The following is a 17,440-nucleotide window of genomic DNA, read 5'->3' on the forward strand; positions in this document are numbered from 1 at the left end:
GACTTATCCATAAAAATGACAATTATTGTTCCTAAGTTATTTAAAGTTTTTTGTTGGGGCTTTGATTTTTTAAAAAATCAAAGCCCCAACAAAACTTACACAACTAAAGGGAGGGTGCCGGAGGGTGCCTGAAATTCAAAAAACAACTTACACAAAATATGGGATAGTGTCTACAATAGCTCATTGTTACACTACTTTAAACTTTTTACGTGTTACAATGGCTCATTGTTACACTACTTTATAATTTTTACGTGTTACAATGGCTCATCGTAATACGACATAAAAGTTAAAACCATTTACTAAAAAATAAACGAAACAACCAAGGCTATTTTTTATACCATAAAAAACTCAAAAACAGCCTAAAACAAGGTTTAAAAAGCCTTTTTTACCGTTTAATAAAAATACAAAAAGATTTTATTAAGGAATTTTGATTGTTTGATGGGAATGGGGAAATTGGAGATTATTTACTTACAACTTTAACAATTAACGCTTAGAATGATAGAAAAGAAAAAAGTTACTGCTCATGAAATTTATGATTTGTTATTAAATGACTTCAAAATAAAGGAACAAATTGGAAGTGTTGAAATTATTTTTGGAGGTATTTCAGCAAGATATAAAGGAAGAGATGCTCTTGGTGATTTAATTCAAGAATGGATTGGTAAATGGCTCAGTCAAAATAATATATTTTATAGAACAAAAATCAACACTCAAGAATTTCCAGACTTTCTACTATCAGAAGATGATGATAAAGGCTTTTTAGAGATTAAAACATTTAATGCAAATGCAAGTCCTGCCTTTGATATTGCCAACTTTAATGCTTATAGTCAATCACTTTTATCAAAACCTGAAAGACTTGATGCCGATTATTTAATACTTAGCTATAAAATGATTGATGGAGCATTAAGCATTGATAATATTTGGCTCAAAAAAGTTTGGGAAATAGCAGGAAGCTCAGGAACCAACCCTATTAATCTACAAACTAAATATTCGCAACCATACAACTTAAGACCTATAAAATGGTATGGGAAAACTAATAAAAACAAACCATTTGAAGATAAATTAAGTTTTTTAAAAGCGATAGCAGAAACTCACAACAAGTATGAAAATACTTCTAAAAGTTATAGTGAAAATTGGCTTGAGAAAGTTTGTAGTAAATACTTTGAACATACTGGTATTAAACTATAATACCAGTATATTCAAAATCCATTACTTCAACGTCTAAGGTTTCTATTACATCTAACATTCTTTCTGCTATCGCTTTAATTACTGGCACAACAACAGTATTACCTAATAAATCGAAAGCTAAAGTTTCCTTTACTGGTATCTCATAATCTTCTGGATATCCAAACAAACGTAAACCCTCTCTTTTGGTTAATCTCCTTATTCCATTACCATCTGGTACAACAATTTTCACCATGTCCGTTGCAACTAATGTTGGGGCTATTTCAAATGGATGTAATATTTTATTAATTTCAAAACTTAGCTTACCCGTAACAATATTATATCCTTTTGGTTTTGTCTCATCATAAACTCTGGATGTAATTACTCCATTTGGAGTAGCTTCACTGACTAATTTTTTAGGATGTTCATATCTTATGTATCCTTTATCTACCAAATCATCCAAAAGTGTTTTTACATCGAAACTTTCAAATAAATTATTCGCAGGGAAAAACGATTGAATTTGCTTTAAAGTTAATGGCATGCCATCCATCCAATCAATACCTATTTCACTTGCCCATTGTTTTTTTCTACGTTCTTTAAAAAGCCTATTTAATACATTTATTTGGTCTTTGGTACATTCACCTTTAATACCTATATCCCAGCTATGAATATTATTTTCTCCTCCACGTTTATCTTTAATAGACTTACCATAAAGTTCTTGTATGGAAAAATGTGAGAAAAGTTTTTTGGTAAAATCAGTATCCATTGTGGGCTTATCTTTTTCCAAAATATCGTTTAATACTTTATAGGTAGGTTCAAAATTATCCAAACAAACTTTTTGATCTTTTGTACCAACAATAAAGACACGTTTTCGAGATTGTGGAACACCAAAATGAACACTATCTAATACTTTCCATGAAACTCGGTATCCTAATTCTGTTTCGAGCTTATATAAAATCGTTTTTAACGTTCTTCCAATTGAATCACTCTTAGATTCTAAGTCATGCTTTACCAGTCCTTCAACATTCTCAAGAATAAATCCTTGAGGTTGATGATAATTGAGAATTCGTTCGATTTCAAAAAAAAGAGTTCCTCTGGTATCTGCAAAACCATTACGTTTTCCACTTGCACTAAAAGGCTGACAAGGAAATCCCCCAAACAAGAAATCAAATGGTGGAATATCTTCATTTTTAACTTGAAAAATATCTCCTACAAAATTTTCATTTTGAGATTCATCTTTTAAAAGATTATGTTTTAGTGTCTGAATTGCATAAGGCTTAATTTCTGAAGTTAAAACACACTCTGTTTCAATACCTCTTTCTCGACACGCCTGTTCAAAACCAAGACGTATGCCTCCAAGACCAGCAAATAAATCTATAAACTTTAATTTAGTTTTCATCTCTTGATATTTTTAAATCGGTTTTAGGTTCTGCAACTAACAAGTTAGATGGCTGAGAAATGATAAAACTTGAATTAAATTGTTCAATTTCAATTTTTGTACAGCCAATTACATAGAGACATTGCATAAAAAAAGATGCACTAAAAGTTCCTCTACTAATTTTACTATCAACACTTGATTTTGTTTCTGCACAGCCATTTGAGTTTAATAAAACGGTTAAATCTTCTGTTGACAAACCTCTTTTCACTAACTCTGATTTGAGTAATCTTTTGACCTTATGATTCCATTCTGACATAACACCAATATTTATATTTGCAAATATGAGAATATTAGATTAGATATGCAAAAAAATACATATTAAAGACCCTAAAGAGATTTCAGGAATATAAGAAGAAGAATATATGAGAGAGAAATATATTGTAGAAGTAAGGTGTATTTCCGTAGCACGCATTTCCAATCCAACAAAAAACGTCTATTCAATGACGGATTGGAAATCCGTGTTACGGTTTGTTATAATTTGATGATTTTTTTATAGCCTAAAATTCTATTTTTGGCATCAAAAAACTTTAAAATATACATCCCTGAAGCCTGTGTACTTAGTGTGATACTATTGTTGATTAGCTCAAATCTACCAATCATATTTCCTTGTAAATCTATCAGTTCTGATGTCGCAATGTTGTTGGCCGTATTCCTAACGATAAAAATATCTTGACTGGGATTTGGGAAAACTTCAATATTATTCAGTTCTGGTACTTCGTTTAAACCCAATACTTTTAAAGTATAGTTTTCAAGTGCCAATTTCATACAAGCAGAAATCTCTGTTGTTCCTTTTTGAAACATTGAAAAACCTGCGTCCCATTCCCACCAAGCAGAAGGAATTTCTAATAAACCCAAAGCTTTATAAATCGCCGTGGCATGACGGCAACGACTGTCTGCGTCTGAAAACTCGCTGTATGAACCAAATTCTCCCAGAAAAATAGGGACATTCTTTTGTAGAGACCAATCTTTAGCCCTTGAAAGGGCATTGTAAATCACTTCATCAGTACCTTCGTTGGCATAGTTCTTAATACTTCCTTCTATCCACGTACCTTTGGCGGATGCTGGCACTGTAATATTGGGATTGATACTGTACGGAAAAGGAATATTTCTTAAATCCTTAATTTCTGGACTCGACCAAGTTGCTCCTTGATGTGTGAAAATAAAAGGGTCATAATAATGAAAAGTATAAATGATGTTTGCATCCGCAAATGGTTCAGACTGAATCATGGCATTTCGTCCATTCCAATCATGAAAACCCACAATAAAAGTATGATTTGGGGCAATAGCACGAACTGTACTAATCAATTGATTGGCTTGTATCCGCCATTCAGTAGCAGTGACATCGTGCGGTTCATTTTGTAATTCAAAAAATACTTTTTCAGGGTCTGTATTTTTATACCTTTCAGCGATAGATTTCCACAAAGTAAGTTTTCGTTCAATCGTATTCGCTCCTTCAATCGAGCCGTCAAACTCAGGATGATGAAAATCTACAATTACTTTTAAATTATTGTTTGCACACCATTTTAACATGGAATCCACTGCCGTAAGTCCAAGAGGAAAATCCCATTGGTAAGGAGCTTGAATACTGGCAAATGCACTAAAACAAACGGGAAGACGAACAGTTTTAAAACCTGCTTTGGCAATATTAGCAAGCATTACTTTCCGTTTCATTAGCTCAGTCATATTTACAAAATCACCAAAATGATTCGCTCTTGAACCACCCCAATAATTATCTAAATAAGAAAGATTCATTCCCAAACCCATTTCAGAGGCTCTTTTAGAAGCCAGATTTTGAGCAGATAACTTATGATTCAATCCAAAACATAAGAAAAGTATGCAAACAATAAGATTTTTCATCAAGCTTTAATTTAAAATACTTGCCTGCAAGGCTTCTATTGCTCCCGCTAAATATGCCATCGGAGCATTCCAGTTGATAGCAATTTCGTTGGTTGAATAGGAACAATCGACATCTAAATAACTTTCGTCGGCTACTTTAGTTTTGTAACCTTCGCATTTATCTTGTTGTCCGGGATTAGTACCACCTGATAAAAAACCAGGTAAAGGTTCTACAATACCGTCGGCAATTGACAAGCGATGATGTGGGTGCATGGGTGTTTTTGAACCAAAAGCAGTCAGGAAAGAATAACCTGTTCCGTTTCTGCCTAAAATATAGTCAAGATTCGTCAAAGCGTAAGTTAAGTATTTTTTATCTTTCGTGAGTTGATATACTTGTATCATCGCAATGCCCTGATTGGCTGCTACTGCTGTACTTCCCCAAACAAAATCTTTGGCGGTTTTTCCCATCAAAGTCTGAAACGAGCGTTTTTCGATGCCACTTGCCAAAGTATCAGCAAAAGCAATAAGGCTTTGTTTCAGAGCTGGAAAATCTTCTTTGGCTTTGCCTGTCAACTGCTTTTGAAATCTTACCAAAGAGTAATAGCCCAACAATCTTACTTGATTCCATGATGGTACAAGCATTTTTTGTGCAGGAATGATTTGTAAAGTTTCGTAGTACTTTTCGTTTTGGGTTGTAATGTACAATTCAGAAGCTGCCCATGTCCATTCGTCAGAAAAATTACTGTCGCCATAAGCTCCTGTGGTGATTTTGGGCAAAAACTTTTCATTCATTTTATCTTGTTCGTAATGCACATCAGGGTTTTTAATCGCCCATTCCCAAGCACGAGTAGAAGCCGTCAAACAAGAATCTGCCAAAGCAGGAAATTCATTCGGAAATTGCTTGAAAATACGTGCCGCTTGTGCCATGACAGCAGCAAAATCAAGCGTTGCGGCTGTGCCTTTTTGTACAACATAGCGAGGTTTCTTTGCTTTTTTGGGCATTATCATCCCATCAAAATTGGCATTTGTCAATTTATGATATACTCCGCCGTCGGTATCTTGCATGGTTAGCATCCAACGTAAATTCCATAAAGCTTCGTCCAACACATCAGGAACAGCATTATTACTTTCAGGAATATTTAAGTGTTGTTGTTGGAAATAGGCAGGAAAATCTTCGTACATCGCAAAGAGAGTTCCCATCGTAATGCCCGAATTAACGATATACTTGTTGTAATCGCCAGCATCGTACCAACCTTTGGGCGAGGAAATCACCGTTCCTTCGGGTCTTTCAGCCGAAACGGCAGAAGCATGCACCAATACTTTATCGTCTGGATGAGCGAAAGGTCTTGCCCATTTTCCTGCAAATTTTTCAGGAATTTCGGTAGAAACTCTTTGATAATAAAAGGCTTTCAAAGACGCTTTAGCTGCTGCATCGTGTACTTTTTCCGAAATTTCAAAAGGATACGAAACGCCTAAATCAGGTACTTCTACAAGGTATTTTCCTGTTTGATTAAAACTTGAAAAATCAGCGATTTGGGTAGTTTTTTCTGAAAATTCAGAATTACGTGGCTTACTTAATTTTCCGATAAGTACGGTAGTTTTCGAATCAGCAGTTTTCACTAAAAAGGTTTGAGCCTTGGCATTTACGATAACCGCTAATTTGGGGGCATTAGGATAAAAACCTACTTGATTGAGGCGAATATCTTCGGATATTTTTTGTGCATTTAAGGCACAAGTGTTTATAATGGATAGACAAAAACCTAAGCCAAAAATGTGTTTAATTTTCATGATATAATTTTATAAATGGTTGGTAGTGATGTAACTCTTGGAAACATCTGCAATATTTTACTGTATAAATTTCTGAAAAACAAAGCAATTCGCTGTGTGTACTTGTTTGTCAAAGGGCTAATATTTTCTTGACAACCAAAGATTTATCGTTGGATATTTTCAATAAATACGTACCCGATTTTACTTTGGGACTTACGCCAATAACAGTTTCGCCGTTGGCTATGCTTTGCGTGTAAACTTGCTTACCCATTTCGTCGAACAGTTCAATTTGTTTGAATTTCTCTGTGCCTGTATCAACCGTAAATTCGTTTGCAAAAGGATTGGGGAAAACTTTAATGTTACTTTCTGGCTCAGTTGAAGTACCTAAAACGGCGGAGTATTGTCCTACTTTACCAGCCAATTGTATTGAAGTAATAGACAAAGCAGGGAGCGTCAGCGAAATGGTATTATTGGCTATGCTTACATTGCTTTTGCTCAAAGCATTTTGTGTGTGCGATACAAAAGTTTCGGTACTGGGCAAAGATTTCAAAGCCAAAGCGGTGGCATTTTTACCCGACAAAACGAAATTATTAAAACTCACAGTAGTCGTTTTTGAACTGTTTGTAGAACGATTCACTAACACTACAGTCAAAGAATCTTGACTTGCATTAATACTTGGATATGCCGAAACAAGGGTTTCGTCAGTAGAAGAACTTTTGATAGAAAAAGGCTGATTGTAACGACTGAATAAATGAACCGTTTCCCACATTCCCACTGGCCAAGACCAAGGCGTAAATATTTCAACTTCATTTTTCATAAACTCACCCAAAGTAGAAGCATACCAAACAGCAATAGCGTTGGGGTCAGAAATATTGATACCTGACTCGGTGATGCCCAATTTCACGCCATGATTTGTACCTAAATATTTATCTAACCAATCGTTGACTCTGCCAAAAATATACTCTTTTGTCTGCGAATTATCGTAGCCACCATTGATAGTTTTCACACCGTTGGCTTCGGGATATACATAATCTCTATCAAAGAAAACCCGATGGTATTGCATTACTTCATCTACTTTGTTGCTTCCCGGATAGTAATGAATGTCCAGCACATCCAGCAATTTAATACCAGAACTTTTTTGTTCTTCGGCTACTCTTTTGATGAAAAATTCTAACCACGGATAACTTTTTCCATTGACGGAAATACCATTGGGCCAGTTGTACCATTGCCATTCATTGGCTGTAACGGGGCCAACTAATTTGATATTCGGGAATTTCGCACGGGCTTTCTTGGCTACTTCGAAGTACTTTTGCATAAATGCTTCGGCTGAAATCTGTACAGGCATTACGTCGTCGTGTGTGCCATTCCAGATTTCTACTTCATTGTCCATGTTCCAGTAGGTCAATGAATTTTTGTCTAAAGCTAAATCCTTGAACCAATGGTCTAAGATGCCTACCGTAGAATCGGCGGGCCAATCTTCTAAGTATAAATTTATATCTCCTTCCACTTTAGCTTTAGAACCCGTAGGATTCAGCACCCCATTTCCTGCTAAATTCTGATTGACTCCCTCCCACCATTGCGATTTGTTGTAATCCCAATCGGCAAAATTAGCTTTGTTTGTTTTGGCTACTTTGCCCAATAGTTGAAAAGCCCACATTCCCTGTGCTTTGGGCATATTGCTGATGAGGGATTTTGCCGCAACATCCCAATCATTGCCATAAACATTATTGTACCAGTCAGGATGCGAAGATAATTTCTTTCGCCAATTGTATTTTGTAGAATTATTACCGCCACTTTCTCTGAAAAAAGTTATCCCTGCATCTTTTAGCATCGTCCAATTGATATTCAATACTTTTCCGGGGTCTGTTGAAAGAGAATTATTTCTACCATACAAGTACGGAGAAATCGCTTTTTTTTCGGCAGTAGCATCAATTTTAATAGATACTTGTGCTTTTATCGACCAACTGATAAAGACGAAAATGAAAAAAATGTATTTCATAACATTTGAGATTTGAAGCTTAATGTTTTACTGATTGGCAACAAGCAGTCATTAGTCGTGCTTTAGGCTATAAGCTTTAGGCAATAGGCAAAATGTTTATTTTTTAACGAAAAAAGTATTTTTGCTTACTGCTTACAGCCTATTGCCTAAAGCATTACAATTAATTTAATACTGCCTAATTACTTACTGATAATTACTTTTTATCAACCATCATACAAACTGAACCATAAGCAGGAACAATTACTTTGATGCCACCCGCAGTACTGGCAGAACGAGCTTTCAAGGAATGATAGTCAGCAGGGCCGCCAGCAGCTCCTTTTGGGCCAATTCCATTTACCAATACTTTTCTTGAAAATTCACCATTGTCGTTACTTCCTTCTAAGCTGTACCAATAAAAACGAGAACCCATGCGGAAGTTACTCGTTTTTACCTCCACTGTCAGTGGTACGTTTGAAGTATTCAAGAGTGTAATATTTACTTGTCCAGTCGAATAAGTTGAAGCATAAGATTTGATGGCTGTATTTCCTGTACCTGTTACAGCCGACGAAACCAATCTATCGCCAATCATTTTCTGAAAATAATACATATAATAAAACGAAGGACGAGGATTCCAACGAGGGTCGTCGCCACTACCGCCGTCGCTGAAAAGTCCGTGGTCATTACCATTTTCCCAGCCATTCAACAAGTCCCAGCGAGCCGCCAAACCGTAGTTATTTTTAATGGCTTCGCCTTGTACTGTCAGGGCAAAAAGTCCACTGATATTCGATACTTGTTGTTTCAAATCCAAAGCCCACATATTCCATTCTGTAAAAGCGATTGGCTTGATTGCTCCTCCATTTTGAGTGATTTCGTTTGTTACAAAACTCATCATTTGGGCAGGAACAGTTTGGGCAGCGGTAAGGATGGTAGCGGCATTTGATTTTTGTCCATAAGGCGTAATATAATTATGCACAATATAAAAATCAGCTTGATTATTGATTTCTGGAATCAAGGTCGCATTCCAAGTTTTGGTCGTATTGTTTTGCCAAGCTTCCGTTTTTGATTCTTGCATAACAGCCCCAATTTTGATTTTTGCTCCTACTTCTGCCGCAGCTTTTCGCATCGAATCGGCATATACTTTAAAATGTTGTGCGTATAATTTTCCTGTTAAAAATTCAGGTTGTCCGTCTTTGTTTTTACTTACATCAATTCTATAACCTGCTTCCCAGTCGGCATAATTTTCATTTCCGATTTCCCAGTATTGGGTTCTTCCTTTGTCGTAGCGTACCCATTCTGCGGCAAGGTGAGCGGCAGTTGCCACAGGATTGGCACTTGTTCCATAGCGAGCAAAGCCATAATTTACAGTGATGATACCTTTATTATTGGTTTGGCGAAGCATATCGTAATAATTAGTCAATGAAGCTCTCCAATTATCATTGGTTTGTCCATAGAAAAAGAAAGCATCTACCGCATTTCCGTCTTTGTCGATATGTTTATCTGGCACGCCCCAATCTTTCATGTACTGAGCCGAAGGTCTTTGTCGGCTACTATTATTGGGGTCTTGTGTTGGCGAAGCATTCCAGAAGTAGCCATCACTTCCACTTCCTGCTGGCCAACGAATGATGTTTGGTTTTAGATTGCTAATGTCGTTAATAAAGCTTGGTGTATCGGTAAATGTTCCCATCCAAGTATTAGCATTATGTCCAAAGATTTGTGGGGGAATTTTAGCAATAATCTTAGAGGCATCTAAAGTAACCGTTGTAAGGGCTTCGGTCGGAGCAGTGAACTCTGTATAACTGGGAACAATATAACTTTTAGGTTGCCATTCATCTAAAAAGAAACCAACGGTAGTAGCTACTTTAGGGTCAACGGCTGGAGCTACCGAAACCGTAGTATCAACGATAGCGGTAATTTGTTCGTCTGTTCCTTTTGAGCATGAAGTACACACACAGAGAGACGCTAAAAGGTAAAGCTTGTCAAATAATAATTTCATAAATCTATGTTATTAGTGAATTGAGATGAGTCAGGAATCGAGTGCTGGTATAAAAGTAGTGATTGGTATTTCAATCTTCTGAATATAAATGATTGATAGAAAACAAAAACTTACTTCAATAATTGACATACTAATAGTTGATGAATCGTAGCTAAATTGTAAGATAGCGTTAAAAAAAATCCTTCTATCAAAGCGTAGAAGGATTTTTAACCATTATACAATTTACCTAAATTATGAATGTGTTTTAGGACTACACAAGACGACCTTTGCGACTTATTTTACCAACATTACATCATCAAAGTACAAAAGGTCTGTTTTGTCTGGGCCTTTTGGTCTGAATCCGACTCTTGGTGTGATACTTCCCGAGTACATAAAGTCTAAATCTGCAATCGCAATTTTGTAATAATTCCATACTTTGGCTTTTACTTCAATTCTGTTTTTGTCAGGAAATTCTGCAAAACCTGCTTTGGTAGCATCCGAAGTAATCCAAAGTGGCATATCGTTCGCTCCGCCTTTGATAGCAAAAACTAAGTATTTATAATCTGTTGAATAGTAAAATCTTGGCCACCAACTTGTAAAACCAAACCACGACCAACCGCCTGCACTTAGAGCGATTGAGAAAGATTTTTTTCCTGCAAAAGCTTGGTCAGCGTTTACCGTTACTGGATTTCCCCATGAATCTCCATTCCATTTTCCATCGCCGTCAGGGCTTGTAAACGTTCCGAAATCTTCTGTAAAGAATGGTAAAGCAACATCGGCATTCACGAATACGTCCGAACCTTTGGTTGTACCGCTTGAGTTAGTGAAGTTAAGCGTTACACGGCTCAATTTTGTACTTGGGATTCTCACGACCAATTTATCCGTAGTTTTAGAAACTACTGTACAAACGATACTGTCTTTGATTACTTCCGTTGGGCTGTCTCTGTCTTTGTAAGCCACTACTTTTGTTACATCTTCAAAGTTTTTACCTTTAAAAGTAATGTCACCTCTACCAGTACCGAAATTATAAACATCAAATGAACCGATATTAGGCTTCGCAATAATTTTAAAATCAAAAGTAGCTTCGCCATGAGAAGTCACTAATTTGATTTTATTGCTCACTTTTGAGTCTGTTGGCGTATCGCCCGAAATACGGATAATCAAATCTGTGTTTGTATTGTAATTGGTATTGAAAGAAGTTTCGTAATCGTTGATATAGGCTCTGATAACTCCACCGAGGTTTTCGCCATTGATTACAATTAAAGTATAAGGTTCAGCCCCCACGATGGTACTGTCTTTGTGACGAGTGATGGTATCCAACACATATACTTTTTTGATAACGGGTGTGCCAGTACTGATAGGCTCTACCGAATCGGATTCTTTGCAAGACGACAGTACTACATTTGCAATTACTACCAAGGATAGTATCACAAAACCCAGTTTGCCAAATATAAAATCTATTGTTTTTTTCATTGTTCTAAGTATTTTGAAAGGAGCATTTTTCAGCTCCTTTTGAATTTTTCAAGAGGAATATTCTTGCTAAAACTTGTATGGCACTGGCGGTTTTCTCAGGTTCGGAGCTATCGCCAATTCGGTATCTGGATAAGGCAAAAATATTGTGGCATCATTGACCGAGAAGTTTCGTGGATTCACGATAGTAATCTGGAATTCACGTGCTTTGTTGGGTGCATAAGTACCCGGCTTGATGGTCAATTTATAATCCCCTTTTACTTGTGCGTTAATGTAAGCTTTTGCTTTGGTAGGATTGTAATAATACAAGCGAACAATATCATACCAAGCGTCGCCCTCAACCGCAAATTCATAGCGGCGTTCGTGCAAAAGTTGGTCATAAGTAAATGACTTAACGGCTGGCAAACCTGCTCTTGTTCTTACGGCATTGAAGTATTTTACGGCTTCTGGGTCGCTGGTTGAAGAGTTATTTCCCAAAATTGCTTCTGCATAAATCAAATACACATCCGCCAAACGTTGCATATAAGTATTGTTGCCAGTAGCTTGTACTTGTCCTTTTCCGTCGTTATCGTCGGGCGAGCCTACAATGTATTTTTTGAAGTGAGCAATGTTGGCATAAGTATTAGCATCTGGAATAGGTTCAGACCATCCTCCTCCTTTTTTGTTCAATTCAGGATAATGGTCGCCTGGGAACATATAAGTTGCTTTTCTACGGATTGAATCGCCCGGTTCAAGATTGATGATATAATCGGCAGAAGCACCGTGTCCACCACCCCAACCATCTGAACCACCAGTGATTAAGCTGTTTGCTGCAAACTGAGACTGAAAAGTATTACCAACTCCCCAAGGGTCACGCAAAGGAACCCACTGTAAACCAAACAATTGCTCTGGATTGTTATTGTTTTTAGTAAAGAATAAATCAGCATAATTTTCCATCAATTTATATTGACTGTTCATAATCACATCTCTTGCATAATACTTGGCACTATCTAAATATGCCTGACTTCTTTGTCCGTTGGTAGAACCCAAACCTGCACGAGTCAAGTAAAATCTTGCCAACATACCTTCGGCAGAATACTTTGTCAAACGACCATTTGTAGTAGTTACTGGCAAGTTTGCCACCGCATATTGCATATCACGAATAGCAAATTCCCAAACGCTTTCTACGGTATTACGAGTAAGCGTAGTATCGCCACCTTGTTTGATGTTATCAGTAATAATCGGTACTGGCCCCCAGTTTTGCACCAAGTACGAGTACGCCAAACCACGCATATAACGAGCTTCGCCAATGGCGGTTCTCTTCGCTCCTACCGAAACTGCTGGTTTTGAATAAGAGTTTACGTTACTAATCAATACATTCGCCTGAGCAATGATATTGTAGAAAGAAGACCAAGAGTCTTTTAAAGCACCGTTGGTATTTGAAACCGCAAACGTACAGAACTGCAACCAGTCAGCTACGTAAGGCGTAAAGAAGTTTCCTCCACGACCATCACCAAAAGACAAAAGCGATTGTCCGTTAGCCCCCGCCCACACTTGGTTGTACAAAGCACCTGTACTTGCCAAAAGTTCAGCATCAGTATTAAAGAAAGTACCAGCCGTTAGGTTACTTAGTGGCGGTCGTTCTAAGAAGTCTGTCTTACAGCTACTTGCCAAACCGCAAAGCGTTAGAAAGATAAATATGTATTTTAAAAGAATATTTTTTTTCATTGTATTATCATTTAGAAAGATGAAATGTAAAAATTAGAAGTCTGCCGACAAGCTAAAAGTGTACATTCTCGAAGATGGATAACGACCATTGTCAAAGCCCGGTACATTGGCTGAATTTCCAACTTCAGGGTCATAACCAGTATAGTTTGTAATCGTAAAGGCATTCTGAACACCCGCTGTTACTTTCAATCCATTGATTGGCAAGTATTTTTTCAGAATTTCTTTTGGTAATGAATAGCCCAAAGTGATGTTTTTCACACGCAAGTACGAGCCATCTTCTATAAATTTATCCGTTGCTCTACCATTGCCGTTTGGCGTATTGCCTACTCTTGGCACGTTGGTGTCTGGGTTCAAAAGTGTTGCCGATTCATCATAACTACTCGGACGAGCAAAAGTGATAGCTTCTTTATAAGCTCCACGGATAAGGTTCGTAAAACCAGAGTTGTTTAATTTTAATTGGTTGAAAATCTGATTTCCGTAAGTTCCCTGCATGAAAATCGACAAGTCGAAGTTTTTATAAGAGATATTGTTGTTGAAACCAAAAGTGAATTTTGGCCAAGGATTTCCGATAAGCGTTCTGTCTTGGTCGTCGATAATGCCATCGCCGTTTACATCCACAAATTTCACATCACCTACCCAAACGCCCTCTCTGCTGATAGGTACATTGGCAGGTTTAGCACTGTTTACTAAATCTTGGTAATCTTTGATAATTCCTGCATACTTATAAGAATAGAATTGCCAAAGTGGTTGCCCAATATCTGAACGAGAAATTACGTCTGTAAACCAAGGCTTACGAGTAGCAAAAGCTCTTTCTGTGTTTAGTTTTAACAATTTGTTTCTGTCTAAAGAAATATTAAATCCAGTTCTCCAAGTAAGTCCTTTTAAAGTCTTTGATTCAATTGGAACAAGGTTTACAGAAACACCAAGTCCTTTATTTTCCAAATCGCCAAGGTTCACTACTGGCGAACCAATCGCACCCGTTCCCGTTGTTCCTGCATAAGCGGGCAATGGAAGTTCAGTAATTAAGTTACTGGTTTTTCTGAGGTAAGCATCAAATACAATCTGTACTCTGTTTTTGAAAGCGTGTAAATCAAAACCAATGTTGTACGACTGTGTACTTTCCCATTTCAAATCAGGGTTAGCAAAATTGGCTGCCAAAAATCCTTGTCCTGTTTGCGTAGGAATGGCATTCAAAGAAGCATAAATCGGTTTTCCATAATACTGGTTTCCGGTTGTACCCATTTCTAATCTTAATTTCAAATCGTCCACAAAACGAACGTTTGTCATAAATGGCTCTTTTGAAACACGCCAAGCGGCTGAAATAGAAGGAAAATATCCCCATTTGTTGTTAGGACCAAAGTTTGACGAAGCATCTGCACGATAAGTAGCCTGTAAAATGTATTTATCATTATAAATATATCCCAAACGAGTAAAGTACGATTCTTGCGAGCTTGCATCTCTGTAACTACCACTGATAGAAGTTTTCAAATCTCCAGCTGATAATTCAGGAATGTTGTTACTGGTATAGCCCGTTACTTGTCCTGAAAGATTTTCATAGAAACTGAATTGTGCTTCGTGACCAACCGTGATATTCAAATCATGTTCTTTAATTCTTTTTGAATAATTTATACGTTGGTTGGTACTCCAGTAATAGCTATTGCTGGCATTTCTTCTTGAAGAAGTAACCGCATTGCTTGCTCCTTGTGTAATATTGTTCGCTCCAAATTGATACGAAGGATTGAAAATAGCACGAGTATCATTTCCGAAAGTACCGTTAAATTCAGCATGGAAAACCAAATCTTTCAAAGGTGTAATGTCGGCATAAACTGCCCCGAACGAACTCACACGATTGTAAATATTGCTATTGGTATAAGCCAAAGCCACGGGATTGGTTACAAACACATAAGAAGGCGTACTTGGGGTTACGTTTTGTGGACCACCCCAAGAACCATCTCCATTATAAAGGGGTGTGGCAGGTGATTGTTGAATGGCTGTACTGATAATATTGTCATCACTGATAGATAGCTTTTCAGAAGTACCAGAAACAGAAATATTTGCTCCTAATTTCAGATAACTGCGTACTTTATTTTCAAGATTTAATCTGAAAGATTTTCTGTCAAAGCCTGAATTCGGAGCAAGTCCATCTTGATTTAATAATTCAAAAGATAAATAATAAGTAGTTTTATCGTTACCGCCACTCAATGAAAGCTGTTGTTTTTTCATTGCCGCCGTTTTGAACAAAGCCGTTTGCCAGTTTGTACCTTCTCCTAAAATTGAAGGGTCTGAAAATTCAGCCTGACGACCATATCCCACAGCATCCGACCAAGCATTGCTATAAACAGCGTATTCTCTGAGGTTCATTACAGGCAATTGCTTTGGCAAAGTCTGGAAATTGTACATCGAAGTAAAGTTAATCTTCGTCTCGCCTGCCTTTCCTTTTTTAGTTGTTACTACAATTACACCATTTGAGGCTCTCGAACCATAGATTGACTGTGCCGAAGGACCAGTAAGTACGTTCATCGACTCAATGTCGTCGGGGTTTAAGCTTGCAAGAATGTTCGATTGTCCTTCCGAATCCGTAGTACTTGGAGGCATAATTTGTACGCCATCAATCACATACATTGGTTGCGTATTACCATTAATAGAAGATACCCCACGGATATATACGGAAGCCGCACCACCCGGTTTTCCAGAGTTACTGGCAACATAAACGTTAGCCGCACGTCCTTGAAGAGCTTGGTCAAGTGAAGTATTGACAGTTCTTTTAATCTCAGCTTCACCGATATTAGTTTGTGAACCCGACAGGTAACGGGTTTTCTGAGAACCATATCCCACTACTACTACCTCATCTAAAGAAGAGATATTTTCCACCATCGTTACGTTGATTCTTGTTCTGCCAGCCACTTTCACTTCTTGTGGCGAAAAACCCACCGAAGTAATAATCAAAGTAGCATCCGAGTTAGCTTCAAGCGTAAATTCACCTGCACTATTGGCAGTATTACCGATTTTCGTACCTTTCACCATAATTGTTGCTCCGGGAATTGGCTGATTATCTTGCGAAGACACAATTTTACCAGTAATTTTTTTTGAAGCATTTTGCGCATTTACGTCAAATAATTGAAACAAACACACGAAAAGAATCATAGCGAATGAAAGTACCTGTATTTTACCCACTTTTGGTGGGCCACTGCTTGGGAGAGTTGTTTTCATAAATAATTGTTTATTGAGCTACTTTTGATAAAATATGAGCAAAAAAGGGTTTACTTGAAAAAGTTAAATTTTTTGAAAGGATAGTCTAAAAAATTATAGTACAAAATTGTGTTTAATTTGCACTATATAAATCAGGGCTTTCCCCTAATTTAAAAATCAAGGGTAAACCCTTAGTTTTTGAAAAAAAATTGATAAATTTTAGTATGAAATCTTATATGGAGTGATAATAGTTAAAGTATTCTGAGACTTTAGTTTTTTTACAATGATGAGAACGTTATACACGGATAATCAAATATTTATTCCTATAATATCAGACTATGGTTTTAAAATAACCTTTGGTAACGAAGGACACACACTTTTTCTTCGAAAAGCTCTACAAGCATTTATCAAATCTGATATACCAATTAAAGAAATACAATTTGATAAAAATACTTTTGAAGGTATTACTCAAGACGGGAGAAGTGGCATTTTTGATTTAGCATGTACCGATGAAGCGGGCAATCATTTTATTGTAGAAATGCAATATGGTGAAGCTCCTGACTTTGTTCAGCGTATGAAATTTTACGCTTTACATAAATTCAATGCTATGGTAAAAAAAGGTAAATTCGATTATGGGCTACTAACTAAAATATATTGCATCGCAATTTTAGCTAATAATATTCTACCCTATCCTCAATTTCATACGCTCGCAAATCTAAGAAATGAACAAGGAGAACTTTTTGACGAGCAATTAACTTTTATTACAATAGAATTAGATAAATTTACAATTCAAGCATCTGATTGTCAGACAGATTTAGAGAAATTAATTTATACTATGAAAACTTACTCAAGCTACTCAATTCCCTAAATTTTGGGATGAAGACTGGTTAAAAATTGCTATTGATGAATTAGATAGTAGGAA

The 17,440-nt window shown here is 36.8% G+C and carries 11 protein-coding genes; 2 read left to right on the forward strand and 9 right to left on the reverse strand.

The window, feature by feature from the left end; all coding sequences use genetic code 11:
- The first annotated feature begins 495 nt into the window (after nucleotides 1-495).
- Nucleotides 496-1,185, forward strand: coding sequence for an NgoBV family restriction endonuclease (locus VB248_RS14965; protein ID WP_323297606.1), 690 nt, complete (start codon nucleotides 496-498; stop codon nucleotides 1,183-1,185).
- Here VB248_RS14965 and dcm read toward each other — a convergent pair.
- The 9 genes from dcm to VB248_RS15010 form a co-directional block, all read right to left on the reverse strand.
- Nucleotides 1,175-2,560 (reverse strand): DNA (cytosine-5-)-methyltransferase, encoded by a 1,386-nt coding sequence (dcm, locus tag VB248_RS14970; RefSeq protein WP_323297607.1) that lies wholly within the window; start codon nucleotides 2,558-2,560, stop codon nucleotides 1,175-1,177. The two genes, VB248_RS14965 and dcm, sit on opposite strands and share 11 nt — an antisense overlap.
- Entirely contained in the window at nucleotides 2,550-2,855 is a 306-nt protein-coding gene (locus VB248_RS14975) for a DUF6471 domain-containing protein (RefSeq protein ID WP_323297608.1), read from the reverse strand. Before VB248_RS14975 ends, dcm begins: the two co-directional genes overlap by 11 nt.
- Nucleotides 2,856-3,070: 215 nt before the next feature.
- On the reverse strand, nucleotides 3,071-4,456 hold the full coding sequence (locus VB248_RS14980) for a cellulase family glycosylhydrolase (RefSeq protein ID WP_323297609.1): 1,386 nt from the start codon (nucleotides 4,454-4,456) through the stop codon (nucleotides 3,071-3,073).
- 6 nt (nucleotides 4,457-4,462) lie between these two features.
- Nucleotides 4,463-6,223, reverse strand: coding sequence for a glycoside hydrolase family 9 protein (locus tag VB248_RS14985; RefSeq protein ID WP_323297610.1), 1,761 nt, complete (start codon nucleotides 6,221-6,223; stop codon nucleotides 4,463-4,465).
- 109 nt (nucleotides 6,224-6,332) lie between these two features.
- Nucleotides 6,333-8,201, reverse strand: a complete 1,869-nt coding sequence (locus VB248_RS14990; protein ID WP_323297611.1) for a glycoside hydrolase family 44 protein — start codon at nucleotides 8,199-8,201, stop codon at nucleotides 6,333-6,335.
- A 193-nt stretch (nucleotides 8,202-8,394) separates the two neighbouring features.
- Nucleotides 8,395-10,173, reverse strand: coding sequence for a hypothetical protein (locus VB248_RS14995; RefSeq protein WP_323297612.1), 1,779 nt, complete (start codon nucleotides 10,171-10,173; stop codon nucleotides 8,395-8,397).
- A 273-nt stretch (nucleotides 10,174-10,446) separates the two neighbouring features.
- Nucleotides 10,447-11,625, reverse strand: coding sequence for a hypothetical protein (locus VB248_RS15000; protein ID WP_323297613.1), 1,179 nt, complete (start codon nucleotides 11,623-11,625; stop codon nucleotides 10,447-10,449).
- Between the two features lie 66 nt (nucleotides 11,626-11,691).
- Nucleotides 11,692-13,329 carry a RagB/SusD family nutrient uptake outer membrane protein gene (locus VB248_RS15005; protein WP_323297614.1) on the reverse strand — a complete coding sequence of 546 codons (1,638 nt, stop codon included), beginning with the start codon at nucleotides 13,327-13,329 and terminating at the stop codon, nucleotides 11,692-11,694.
- A gap of 33 nt (nucleotides 13,330-13,362) precedes the next feature.
- Entirely contained in the window at nucleotides 13,363-16,539 is a 3,177-nt protein-coding gene (locus VB248_RS15010) for a SusC/RagA family TonB-linked outer membrane protein (RefSeq protein ID WP_323297615.1), read from the reverse strand.
- Nucleotides 16,540-16,801: 262 nt separating this feature from the next.
- Here VB248_RS15010 and VB248_RS15015 point away from each other — a divergent pair, with 262 nt between their 5' ends.
- Complete coding sequence (locus VB248_RS15015) at nucleotides 16,802-17,386, forward strand: Rpn family recombination-promoting nuclease/putative transposase (protein WP_323297616.1); 585 nt, start codon at nucleotides 16,802-16,804, stop codon at nucleotides 17,384-17,386.
- The last annotated feature ends 54 nt before the right edge of the window (nucleotides 17,387-17,440 follow it).

This window comes from Arcicella rigui (genome assembly GCF_034929435.1).
GTDB lineage: Bacteria > Bacteroidota > Bacteroidia > Cytophagales > Spirosomataceae > Arcicella > Arcicella rigui.

Bases quoted from the DNA above. Each gene is read 5' to 3' on its own strand.
- VB248_RS14995 (WP_323297612.1), bottom strand. From the start codon at position 10,173: ATGAAATTATTATTTGACAAGCTTTACCTTTTAGCGTCTCTCTGTGTG.
- VB248_RS14985 (WP_323297610.1), bottom strand. From the start codon at position 6,223: ATGAAAATTAAACACATTTTTGGCTTAGGTTTTTGTCTATCCATTATA.
- VB248_RS15000 (WP_323297613.1), bottom strand. From the start codon at position 11,625: ATGAAAAAAACAATAGATTTTATATTTGGCAAACTGGGTTTTGTGATA.
- VB248_RS14980 (WP_323297609.1), bottom strand. From the start codon at position 4,456: ATGAAAAATCTTATTGTTTGCATACTTTTCTTATGTTTTGGATTGAAT.
- VB248_RS15010 (WP_323297615.1), bottom strand. From the start codon at position 16,539: ATGAAAACAACTCTCCCAAGCAGTGGCCCACCAAAAGTGGGTAAAATA.
- VB248_RS15005 (WP_323297614.1), bottom strand. From the start codon at position 13,329: ATGAAAAAAAATATTCTTTTAAAATACATATTTATCTTTCTAACGCTT.
- VB248_RS14975 (WP_323297608.1), bottom strand. From the start codon at position 2,855: ATGTCAGAATGGAATCATAAGGTCAAAAGATTACTCAAATCAGAGTTA.
- VB248_RS14965 (WP_323297606.1), top strand. From the start codon at position 496: ATGATAGAAAAGAAAAAAGTTACTGCTCATGAAATTTATGATTTGTTA.
- dcm (WP_323297607.1), bottom strand. From the start codon at position 2,560: ATGAAAACTAAATTAAAGTTTATAGATTTATTTGCTGGTCTTGGAGGC.
- VB248_RS15015 (WP_323297616.1), top strand. From the start codon at position 16,802: ATGATGAGAACGTTATACACGGATAATCAAATATTTATTCCTATAATA.
- VB248_RS14990 (WP_323297611.1), bottom strand. From the start codon at position 8,201: ATGAAATACATTTTTTTCATTTTCGTCTTTATCAGTTGGTCGATAAAA.